Annotated in this window: 11 protein-coding genes; 9 read left to right on the plus strand and 2 right to left on the minus strand. The window is 66.7% G+C overall.

Going from position 1 to position 11,123, the window contains the following annotated elements:
- Positions 1-117: 117 nt before the first annotated feature.
- A complete protein-coding gene (locus tag ACFHWY_RS26680) occupies positions 118-867 on the plus strand; it encodes an SDR family NAD(P)-dependent oxidoreductase (protein ID WP_416583011.1) in 750 nt (249 codons plus the stop codon).
- Positions 868-920: 53 nt separating this feature from the next.
- On the opposite strand, the gene ACFHWY_RS26685 is transcribed toward ACFHWY_RS26680, so the two are convergent.
- On the minus strand, positions 921-1,850 hold the full coding sequence (locus ACFHWY_RS26685; RefSeq protein WP_416583012.1) for an aromatase/cyclase: 930 nt from the start codon (positions 1,848-1,850) through the stop codon (positions 921-923).
- Between the two features lie 9 nt (positions 1,851-1,859).
- The gene (gene fabG, locus ACFHWY_RS26690; protein WP_416583013.1) at positions 1,860-2,645 is read right to left on the minus strand and encodes a 3-oxoacyl-ACP reductase FabG; all 786 of its coding nucleotides are present in this window, start codon (positions 2,643-2,645) and stop codon (positions 1,860-1,862) included.
- Positions 2,646-2,817: 172 nt separating this feature from the next.
- Between fabG and ACFHWY_RS26695 the strand changes: the two genes are divergently transcribed.
- From ACFHWY_RS26695 to ACFHWY_RS26730, 8 genes are all read left to right on the plus strand, one after another.
- Complete coding sequence (locus ACFHWY_RS26695) at positions 2,818-3,204, plus strand: antibiotic biosynthesis monooxygenase family protein (RefSeq protein WP_416583014.1); 387 nt, start codon at positions 2,818-2,820, stop codon at positions 3,202-3,204.
- A 177-nt stretch (positions 3,205-3,381) separates the two neighbouring features.
- Positions 3,382-4,431, plus strand: coding sequence for a hypothetical protein (locus tag ACFHWY_RS26700; RefSeq protein ID WP_416583015.1), 1,050 nt, complete (start codon positions 3,382-3,384; stop codon positions 4,429-4,431).
- Positions 4,428-5,717: an activator-dependent family glycosyltransferase gene (locus tag ACFHWY_RS26705; RefSeq protein ID WP_416583016.1), complete on the plus strand. Its 1,290-nt coding sequence runs from the start codon at positions 4,428-4,430 to the stop codon at positions 5,715-5,717. Before ACFHWY_RS26700 ends, ACFHWY_RS26705 begins: the two co-directional genes overlap by 4 nt.
- Entirely contained in the window at positions 5,717-7,018 is a 1,302-nt protein-coding gene (locus tag ACFHWY_RS26710; RefSeq protein WP_416583017.1) for an activator-dependent family glycosyltransferase, read from the plus strand. The genes ACFHWY_RS26705 and ACFHWY_RS26710 overlap by 1 nt, the downstream gene beginning before the upstream one ends.
- Positions 7,018-8,319: an activator-dependent family glycosyltransferase gene (locus ACFHWY_RS26715; RefSeq protein ID WP_416583018.1), complete on the plus strand. Its 1,302-nt coding sequence runs from the start codon at positions 7,018-7,020 to the stop codon at positions 8,317-8,319. Before ACFHWY_RS26710 ends, ACFHWY_RS26715 begins: the two co-directional genes overlap by 1 nt.
- Positions 8,316-9,599 (plus strand): activator-dependent family glycosyltransferase, encoded by a 1,284-nt coding sequence (locus tag ACFHWY_RS26720; RefSeq protein ID WP_416583019.1) that lies wholly within the window; start codon positions 8,316-8,318, stop codon positions 9,597-9,599. The genes ACFHWY_RS26715 and ACFHWY_RS26720 overlap by 4 nt, the downstream gene beginning before the upstream one ends.
- Positions 9,600-9,660: 61 nt before the next feature.
- Positions 9,661-10,482 carry a maleylpyruvate isomerase family mycothiol-dependent enzyme gene (locus tag ACFHWY_RS26725; RefSeq protein WP_416583020.1) on the plus strand — a complete coding sequence of 274 codons (822 nt, stop codon included), beginning with the start codon at positions 9,661-9,663 and terminating at the stop codon, positions 10,480-10,482.
- A gap of 11 nt (positions 10,483-10,493) precedes the next feature.
- On the plus strand, positions 10,494-11,123 hold a 630-nt coding region (locus tag ACFHWY_RS26730), incomplete at its 3' end, for an IS630 family transposase (RefSeq protein WP_416583021.1).

An 11,123-nucleotide genomic window follows, 5' to 3' on the forward strand; every position in this document is an offset into this window, starting at 1 on the left:
CAGCACAGCCACAATGGACACCGCGACCCGATCAACGACTCACCTCAAGCTGAACACGTACATCCAGGACGACCGTCGGTAGACGTTTTCTTGAGTGGACCCGCCTAGCTTAAGCGCATGACCACATCAAAAGCGGTTATTGTCACTGGCGGCGGGACCGGCATCGGCAGGGCGACCGCGCGGAAGTTCGCCGCCAGCGGCGCCGGCGTTCTCATCGTAGGCCGCTCCGAGGACACGCTTTCCGAGACCGCCAACGGCCACCAAAACATCAGGACCCTGACGGCTGACGTCACGTCCCCGGATGCTCCTAAGATCATCGTCGATCGGGCTCTGCTCGAATTCGGCGCGGTCGACGTTCTCGTCAACAACGCCGCGGTAGGTGCGTTTGCCGCGCTCGCCGATCTCGATGCCGACTCAGTGACGGCCCAGTTGGAGACCAATCTGTTGGCACCGATCTTCCTCACCCAATGTGCATTGCAGGCATTGGGTGAGTCCGGTGGTACCGTCGTGAACGTCGGCACGGCGGCGGCGTTGGGGCTGCGGTCCTTTCCGCAGAACGCCGTATACGGCGCTACCAAGGCCGCCCTCGATTTCCTGACGCGGTCGTGGGCGGTGGAGCTGGCGCCGTGGGGAATCCGAGTCGTCGGCGTCGCGCCCGGCGTCACAGCCACTGGCGTCGGGGTACGGGCCGGCATGCCGCAGGAGGCATACGACGGCTTCCTGGAGCACATGAGTACGCGGATTCCGGCCGGACGGGTCGGCACGCCGGACGACATCGCCTGGTGGATCTACCGCCTCACGCGGCCTGAGGCTGCCTATGTCAACGGTACGGTCCTGGCGGTCGACGGAGCGCTCTCGATCACCTGAACGCAACCCGGACGGGCCGCCCCGTGTTCATTGCGCCGGGGCGGCTCCGTCGTTCAGTGGCCTTCTGCGTAGGCCTTGGCGTGCCGCAGGGTCGCGAGGCTGTTGCCGCCCAGTGCCTGCCGGATCGCCGTCCGGGCCTGCGTGACCGTCGCCGACCCACCGAGGACCGCCGCGATCGCCTCCGGCTCGATCACGACCGTGTGGGTCGACGTGACTACGGTCCTTCCGCCGTCGTCGCGGATCGTCCACCGCCCGGTGTGCACGGTCAACAACGGCGGCATTCGGAGCTGCTTGTAGACGATGCGATCAGCCGGAAAGCACACGCGCACTGACGACGTGGTATGCACCTGACCCTGCGGGTTACGGGTGTCCATGTCGAGTACCTGGAGGTTCGGGGTGTCCTCCTGGAGCGAGACTTTGGCCACGTGCGGGAGCCGGGACGGCCACTGTTGCGCGGCGTACAGGAACTCGTACACGTCCTTGGCCGCGCCGTCGACGATCACCGAGTCATCGAACGTGAGCAGCAGGTCTTGGTCGCCCTCGCGTTGCTCGGCAGCCGATCGTAGTGCCGCGAGCTCCGCGCCGCTGTTGTGGTCGATCGCCCGCAGGATCAACGAGACGCTTTCCGGGTCGTCGCCTACCGCGTCGAAGTCATGCAGTAGCCGTACCTCGGTCCTCGTCGCGGACACGGGGTCGAGGATCCACGCACCGCCCATCGCCGCCACCGGTGCCTGGGAGATCTCTTGGCGGAAGGTCACCTGCAGCCCTGTCGGATCGAGGTGCCGGCGGGAAGTCCAGGCTTTCGGCGCGCCGTTGGCCGTCGCCCAGATGCGGATCCGTTCTTCCGGTCCGTCCCGTTGCACGTGGTCCACGTGCACGGTCGGCGGAAAGATCCGCGGCCACTGTCCGACGTCAGCGATCAGGTCGTAGACCACCCGAGCCGGGGCGGCCACGGTGATCCCGTGCTCTGTCCGATGGGACATGATCCTCCCTCAGTAGTTGCCGAGCCCGCCGCAGACGTTGATCGCCTGTGCCGTGATCGAGGCCGCGGTGTCCGACACGAGGTAGCCCACCAGGCCGGCAACCTCCTGTGGGGTGCTGTAGCGGCCAAGTGGGATCTTCGCCTCGAACCTCTCGCGGACGGCTTCCTCGCTCGTCTCCCAGAAGGCCGCGTAGCCCTGCCGGATCCGCTGCGCCATCGGTGTCTCCACGTACCCGGGGCAGATGGCGTTGACCGTGATCCCCGCTGTGGCTAGCTCCAGGCCGAGCGCTTTGGTGAAGCCGACGACGCCGTGCTTGGTGGCGGAGTACGGCGCTCCGTACATCACGCCCTGCTTGCCGGCTGTCGATGCCACATTGATCACCCGGCCGCTCCCGCGTTTGAGCATCCCGCCGGTGGTGAGAACCTCCCGGGTTACCCGGAAGACGCTGGTAAGATTCGTGTTGACGACGTCCAACCACAGCTCGTCGGTGATCTGAGCGGTCACCCCGCCGCCGCTGCGGCCGGCGTTGTTTACCAGGACGTCCACCGGACCGAAGCGGCTCACAGCGGACGCCACCATGTTTTTGATCTGCTCCGGAACGGTGACGTCACATTGTCTGCCGTCGACGTCGAGCGACTCGTCGCGCATCCGCTTTGCGGTCAACGCGACCTGCCCGGCGTCACGTGCGCAGATGAATACCCGCATGCCCCGCCTGGCCAGCAGGTCGGCGATGGCAAGGCCGATGCCGCTGGTGGCTCCGGTGACCACAGCGACCCGTCGGTCCTCTTCTGTCATGCAAACCCCTCCGTCCGTGTGACCAGAGTCGACGGTGTCAGTGACTGCTAGAAGCTTGCTCGACCTCTGTGTGTCAAGCGCTTGTTGAGCCGCCTGCGAGATGTTGCCGGCACGCTAAAAGGCAGCTGAACCAGGAGTGGTCAGCTGCGTCGTGGCAAGGAGATGGATCGACATGACAGCTGACGAACCCGGAACCGCCAACGACGGTCCGGTCGTGTTTGTCAACAGGTTCACCGTGCGCTGTGCGCCCGAGATATTCGAAAAGGTCTTCGCCGAGACGAGCGCGTTCGTGGCGAAGCAGCCCGGCTTTGTGCAGTTCACACTGCTCGGTCATGTCGAGGACCGGTCCAGCTACGTAAACGTCGCATACTGGCGTGACGCCGCTTCGTTTCGCCAGGCGGTCTCCCACCCGGAATTCAAGCCGCACACCGAAGCGTTGCGAGCCGTGAGCACCAGCGAGCCGAATCTCTACACCTGCCGGCAGACCATCGCGGTGAAGCCGTTATCCGACTGGCCTGACACCAGCCGAGGTGTCGAGGGAGGTGCTGAACGCCGATGACAACGTCCAGGATATTTGCGAACCCCGATCGGCGGCTCGGCGATATCGTGCGTAGATCCGTGTGGGAAATGCTTGACCTTACCGACCTCCGGTAAATGACGAGAATTCTCGTCGATAACCACGTGCTGGAATTCTTCCTAGCAGTCTTCAAAGGGAATGCGGGGCGAAATCGATAGCATGGATGCCGTAATTACGCAACGCTACTGGAGTCAACGTGCGCCGGCAGAGCTCGGTAGGCGACTCCAGCTCATCCAGGGTGCGCAGTGGCTTTCCGCGATCGGCGATGATCCCTATGCCCGGGTCCTCCGCGGATTCGACGACGACCCGTATCCGTTGTACGAACGGCTCGGTCGCGCCGGCCCCATGGTGTCGAATAGGGCCGGCGTCTGGGTCACCGCCAGCCGAGCGTTGGCGACCGAGATCATGGTCCATCCGGGATTTGGTCCGATGACTGCGGGCAGCCCGTACGCGCCGTACAATGTCGTGCCCCTGGACGAGGACATCGTCCACGCCGTGCCTCATTCGGCCGCTTCCTTGGTCGAGCCGGTCACCAGGGTCGTCGATAGCCTGACCGGTGAGGTCGACCTTGTTGGCGGTTTCGCCACCCGGATCTGCGCCGAGGTGCTGGCAGAGACCTTCGACGTGCCGCTGCACTGGCTTGTCGAGCGGATCGCGAGTACCGGTGTCGCCGTCGACGCCGCCCTGTGCCCGCAGTCTCTTGCGGCTACACGCCGGATGCTCTCCGCTCTCGACGACCTGCGCGACCGGCTCGGCGACCCGGGGGCGGTCCTGCTCACCGTCGTGGGCGCCCAAGTGGCTACCACCCTGCTCGGGAACACGCTCGACATGGTGCTCGACGAGCCGTCCCGGGCGTCGCGGGTGGTCGACGAAACCCTGAGTCTCCGGCCGCCGGTGCACCTGCACGCCCTGATCGCGCGATCCGATCTCGACTTCGGCGGTGCCAGGGTGACGGCCGGTGACCAGGTCGTCGTCCTCGTCGGCGCTGTCAACCGGGACGGGGCAGGTGCGCCGCTGCTGCTTGGCCCGCCCTACGCCGCGGTGTTCCCGTTCGCTCGTGTGGTCACCGAGACCGCACTGTCCGTGCTGACCGAGAGGTTTCCCTCGCTCCGTCGCACGGGGCCCGTGCTGCGCAGGCGCCGGGCACCGGTCACGAGAGTACTGCTGAGACTCCCGGCGAGCATCGACGTCCGAGATGAGGCGCGATGAGGATACTGTTCACCACACTTGCTCACCGCACGCATTTCTATCCGCTCGTACCGCTGGCGTGGGCACTGCGTAGCGCTGGGCACGAGGTCAGGGTGGCCAGCGAGCCGGCGCTGACCCGCGACATCACCCAGACCGGCCTGACCTCGGTCCCGGTAGACGCGCCGGAGTGGTCCGTCGACGACCCTACCGATCTCGACTTGCTCAAGCAGTTCCACGAGGACGGGTTCGTCTACCTGCGTGACTTCGACTTCGCCGGCGACAACTATGCCACGTGGACATGGGAGCACCTGCTCGGGCTGCAGAACATACTCGTGCCGTCGCACGACTCGGTGATGAACAACGACCGGATGATCGACCGGCTGGTCACCTTCGCCCGCGATTGGCGGCCCGATCTCGTGGTGTGGGAGACGTACACGATTGCGGGGGCGGTCGCCGCCCGAGCGGCCGGGGCCGCCCACGCCAGATTCGTCGCGGGACCCGACGTCGGGATGCGGGCCCGCAAGGAGTTCCTGCGACTGAAGGATACACAGCCGCCGGAGCACCAGGAAGACCCGACCGCGGAGTGGTTGGAGTGGACACTTGAGAGGTTGGGCGTCGATGGCGGCTTCACCGAGGACATGGTGACCGGGCAGTGGACGATCGACTCGACCGCCGCGAGTACCCGACTGGACCCTGGTGGGGGAGCCGTCAGTGTGCGGCACGTGCCGCACAACGGGCCTGCCGTGGTGCCCGACTGGCTGCGGGCACCGGCCAGCCGGCCGAGAGTGTGCCTGACCTTCGGTGTGTCGGAGTGGGTCGCCGAGTTTCTCAGCGGCTCCGTGCTCACCGATTTCCTGCACACCTTGGCGGACCTCGACATCGAGATCGTCGCCACGCTGACCGAAGCCCAGCGCGCGTCGGTGACCGACGTCCCGGCGAACGTGAGGCTGGTGGAGTTCGTCCCGCTCAACGATCTCATGCCGACGTGCGCTGCGGTGGTCCACCACGGCGGCATCGGCACCAAGGCCAACGCGGAACTGCACGGCGTGCCGCAGGTGATCCTCGCGTTCGGGATGGACACCGCAGTAATGGGCAAGGGGATCGAGGAGTTCGGTGCGGGCCTGTGGATGCCGATCGAAGAGCTTACCAGTGCCACGTTGCGGGAGAAGCTCGTTCGAGTACTGACCGAGCCGTCATTCGCCGTGGCGGCCACTCGGTTGCGCGACGAGGTGCTCGCCCAGCCGACGCCGAATGCGGTGGTACCGCTCATCGAGCACATGACCGCCGAGCACCGCGGGAGGGTCTGATGCGAGTTCTGTTCACCACGTTTGCTGCGAAGGCTCACCTTTACATCCAGGTGCCGATGGCGTGGGCGTTGCACACGGCAGGGCATGACGTTGTCGTTGCCAGCCAGCCGGATCTGGTTGCAGACATCACTAGTACCGGCTTGACCGCGGTGCCTGTCGGTGAGGTGTTCGACCTCGAGACCGGGATGCAGACGCTGGACGGGATTCTCGGCGACGTCGCCAGCGGACGGTTGACCGGGGCGCAGGTTGGCCTGGACATGAGCGAGGCGAGGCCGGAGAAGCTGACCTGGGAGTATGTGCTCCACGTATTCAGCGCGATGACGCCGGTGACCTTCCAGAACCACTGCCCGGCCGGCATGGTCGACGACCTGGCCGCGTTCGCCAGGGACTGGCGGCCGGACCTGGTCCTGTGGGACCCGCTGACGTTCGCCGGGCCGGCCGTGGCCAGAGCGTGCGGTGCTGCGCACGCCCGCATGCTGTTCGGACCCGATCTCGTCGGCCGGATGCGGGCCACCTTTCTCGACCTGGCCGGCCGGATGCCGGCGGAGTTGCGTGACGACCCGCTCGCTGAATGGCTGGGGTGGACACTCGATCGGCTGGGCTGCGCGGCAGGATTTACCGAGGACATGGTGCTCGGCCAGTGGACGATCGACCAGCTGCCGCCCTCCATGCGCCTCGCCGTTGACGCGCAGTATGTCCCGGTCCGTTACGTGCCCTACAACGGCCCGGCCGTGGTTCCGGACTGGCTGAGTGAGCCGCCGGCACGTAAACGGGTCTGCCTGACGCTCGGGGCGTCGTTCCGGAAGGTAGCGCTCGGCGACCAGGCGTCGGTCGGTGACATGCTCGACGCGGTGGCCGATCTCGACGTCGAGATCGTCGCCACGCTCGACGAAGGTCAGCTGAAGTCACTGCCGGTCATGCCCGACAACGTCCGGGTAGTGGACTTCGTGCCGCTGAACTCGTTGCTTCCCACGTGTTCCGCCGTGGTGCACCACAGCGGGTCCGGGACGTTCGCGACCGCGCTCGCGCATGGTGTCCCACAACTGATCGTGCCGAACCTGATGTGGGACAGCATGGACAAGGCGCGGGCGCTGGAGGCGAGCGGGGCGGGGCTCTACACCCGTGACGTTGACCGGCTGTCCGGCGGGGAGCTGCGTGGCCGGCTGGCCCGGCTGCTCGACGAGCCATCGTTCACGGCGGGAGCCACGCGAGTCCGCCGCGAGATGCTCGGCCTGCCGAGCCCAAATGATGCGGTCCCCGTCTTGGAGAGGCTGACCGCCGAGCACCGGGGGAGAAGCTGATGCGTGTCCTGTTCACTACGATCGCCGCGAAGACCCACATGTTCGCGCAGGTGCCGATGGCGTGGGCACTGCACACCGCGGGACACGAGGTCTACCTCGCCAGCCAGCCGGACCTGGCCGACCTGATCTCGCGCACCGGGTTGACCGCTGTGCCCGTCGGCGATCCGCTGAACCTGGAAGCACAGTTCGAGGTGGTCAACGAGAACGTCGGTGACGACGCGAACAGAACTGTGGAGGAGTCGGACGTCGGGCTGGACATGAGCGAGGAGGATCCGGCAAAGCTCACCTGGGACCGCACCCTGACGATCTTCACGGCTATGACCTCGATGGTCTTTCAGAACGGAAGTTCGGAGTCGATGACGGACGATCTGGTGGCCTTCGCTCGTTGGTGGCGGCCAGACCTGGTGGTGTGGGACACCATGACCTTCGCGGGCCCGGTGGCCGCGCGTGCCTGTGGTGCGGCGCATGCTCGTCTGCTGTATGGCCTTGACCTCGTCGGCAACACCCGTGCCGCGTTCAACGGGCACCTGGCCGGGCTGGCGGCCGAGTTACGTGACGACCCGCTGGCCGAGTGGCTGGGCTTCACCCTGGAACGGTACGGCTGCGACACCGGGTTCGGCGAGGACATGGTGGTCGGCGACTTCAGTATCGACCAGTTCCCCCAATCGATGCGGTTTCCCCTCAACGTGCCCACCGTGCCCGTACGGTACACGCCCTACAACGGTCCGGCCCTGGTGCCGGACTGGCTCCACGACCGGCCGAAGCCGAAACGGGTGTGCCTCACGCTTGGGCTGTCACACCGGGACGAGCGAGGCGGTGACCGCGCGTCGATCGGTGACATCCTGGCGTCGCTGGCGGACCTGGACGTCGAGGTCGTGGCCACCCTCAACGCCCGTCAGACCGAGTCACTGCCGTCGCTGCCTGGCAACGTGAGGGTAGTGGACTTCGTGCCGCTCAACGTGTTGCTGCCGACCTGTGACGCGGTCATCCACCACGGTGGCTCCGGCACGCTGACCACGGCCATGCTGCACGGTGTCCCCCAGTTGATCGTGCCGCACATGGTCTGGGACTCGATCAACACGGCCCGCCGACTCGCGGACTACGGGGCGGGGGACTACGTCCGGGACATCGAGCGGCTCTCCGGCGACGAACTGCGTGCCCGGCTGGTTCGGCTGCTGACCGAACCGTCCGTCCGGCACAACGCTGCCAAACTGCGACGGGAGATGGTGGGCACGCCTGGTCCGAACGACATCGGCCCGGTGCTGGAGAAGATGGCCGCCGAGTACCGGAGGGTTCGATGAGGGTCCTGTTCACCACCTTTGCCGCGAAGGTGCACATGTACTCGCAGGTGCCGTTGGCGTGGGCACTGCACACCGGCGGACACGAGGTCCGGATCGCCACCCAGCCCGACCTGGTCGAAGAGGTCACCAAAGCCGGTCTGCCCGCGGTCGCGGTCGGCGAGCCGCTCAACCTCGAAGAGGGCATCAGAGAGACCGAGGAGAACCTCGCGGGGGATGAGGAAGCACCGGACTCGGATGACGGTGGCATGGATATCACCGAGACCCGCCCGGAGCGCCTGACACCGGAGTACATGCTGGGCATGTTCACCGCAATGACGTCCTTCGTGTTCCAGAACCAGTGTCCCGAGTCGATGACAGACGACCTGGTGGCGTTTGCGGGTTCGTGGCTGCCGGACCTGGTGGTATGGGACACCATGACATTTGCGGGTCCGGTGGCCGCGCGTGCCTGCGGTGCGGCACATGCCCGCCTGTTGTTCGGCATGGACCACGTGGCCAGAATGCGCGGTGTTCTCGTGGACCAGTTGTCCCAGCTACCACCCGAGTTGCGGGACGACCCGTTGGAGGACTGGCTGAGCAGACTGTTGGAACGGTACGGCTGCCCTGGGGGGTTCTCCGAGGAGATGATGCTCGGGCAGTGGACCGTCGACCCGACGCCTGTCTGGATGCGCTTCCCCCTGGACCTACCGTACGTGCCGATGCGGTACATCCCCTACAACGGGCCGGCGAAGATGCCCGAGTGGTTGCGGGAGCCGCCGAAGCGCAAGCGGGTATGCCTGACGCTTGGTCTTTCGCACCGTGAGGTGCAGGGAGGCGACGAGGTGTCAATCGGGGACGTGCTGGAGTCGGTGGCGGATCTGGACATCGAGGTGGTCGCGACCCTGGATGCCGGCCAGGTCAAGGCGCTGCCCTCGGTTCCGGAGAACGTGCGCGTGGTGGACTTCGTGCCGCTCAACGCGTTGCTGCCGACCTGCTCAGCGATCATCAGCCACGGTGGATCCGGCACGATGGCCACCGCACTGGTACACGGCGTGCCGCAGCTGATCCTGCCGTCGAAGATCTGGGACTCGGCCGACAAGGCCCGGCGGCTGGCGAGCCGTGGTGCCGGTATATGCATGCAGGAGTCGGCCGTGACGTCGTTGCGGTCAAACCTGGAGTTGCTGCTGACGGACCCGTCCTACGCGACGAACGCCAACCGGTTGCGGCGGGAGATCATGGCCATGCCGAGTCCCAACGAGATCGTGCCCATACTGGAGAAGCTCACGGCCGCGCACCGGAGTTGACGAAGGTGCGTTTTCTAGTACTGCAACGGGCCTGTCATGCATTTGCTCGAAGGGAAATCCCTTGTCTGACCTTATACTCACCGAGAAGCGCGGCCTGAACGCCGTCCCGGAGACGATCGGCGCGACGCTCCAGCACCAGCGCTCCAACCTCCTCCGCCTCGTCACCCAACTCGATCCAGCGGGCTGGACGGCGAAGTCCCGCTGCACCGCCTGGTCGGTGCACGACGTGGTCCGGCACGTGGTAAACGTGGCCGAGCTACACGTCGCCCTGCTCAGCGGCAGCCCACAGATCGAGCGGTTCCTGCGCCACGGCCCCTTCCTGCCGGCCACCACCCCGCTGCTGTGGCTGGCGGACTCACCTGAGCAGAGCCCGGAGGAGACCGTGCAAACCCTGACGGCGCTGATGGAGCGGGAACGGGAGCTGTTCCAGGCCCGGGCCGCCGAGCCCGAAGGTCCGCTGATGCCCGCGCCGAGCGGCCGCCAACTGCACTGGTCGACCCTATCCCTGCACATCCTCTGGGATGCCTGGATCCACGAGCGCGATGTAGCTCTGGCGCTCGGCTTGAAGCCGGAGTCGCGGGCCGAGGACTTCCCCCTGGTCACCATGTACGGCCTGCTGCTCGCCGGGGGCGTCGGCGTGTTGGCCGGCAATCCACCGGCTGCCACGCTCGTGCTGCGGGACACCATCAAATCTCGGTACGAGATCGGCGTCGCAGAGGACGACGTGTTCGTCGTGGCGGGCGTGGACGGCGACGCGCAGGGGCACGGGGCGGCTGGCGAGGTGTTGGACAGCCTCAGCGGCCGCGAGCCGGATCTCGCGCAGGCGCTGACGGCGCCGGGGCCTGTCCGCGCGTCCCTGGGGGTGCTCCGCCGGGTGATGTGACAGATTGCCGGGTGCGGCGGACCGCGAACCGGGTCCCGAACGCGCAGATCGCCCGGCAGGTCGCCTGCACGGTGGACACCGTGCGCAAGACCCGCCGCGACTACCGCACCCGGGGCATGCGCGCCCTTAACGACCGGCCCCGCCCGGGACGCCCGCCGCTCTACGGCATCGACGTACACCTGCTGATCATCGCGACCGCGACCAGTGAGCCACCCGACACCGACGCCCAATGGACCCACCCGCTGATCGCCGGGCACCTGCGGCAGCGGCACGGCATCGCGATCTCCGCCAGCCAGGTCGGGCGGATCCTGGCCGGTGTCGACATCAAACCGCACCGGGTCCGGGGCTGGCTCAACCGGCCCGACGATCCCGGCTTCTTCGCCCGTGCCGAGCAGATCTGCACTCTCTACCAGCATGTTCCCGCCGGCACGGTGCTGCTCAGCGTGGACGAGAAGACCGGCATTCAGGCCAAGTCACGCCGATACCGGACCCGCCGCGCGGAGCACCGCCGCCCGGATCGCCGCGAGTTCGAGTACCGCCGACACGGCACCGTCCGGCCGAAGATCATCGACCGCAACAACTTCGTCCAGTTCGCCGCGCTGTGTCCCGAGCGACCTGGGTTCGACCCGTCGCATCCTCTT

This window comes from Micromonospora sp. LOL_024, from assembly GCF_048060415.1.
GTDB lineage: Bacteria > Actinomycetota > Actinomycetes > Mycobacteriales > Micromonosporaceae > Micromonospora.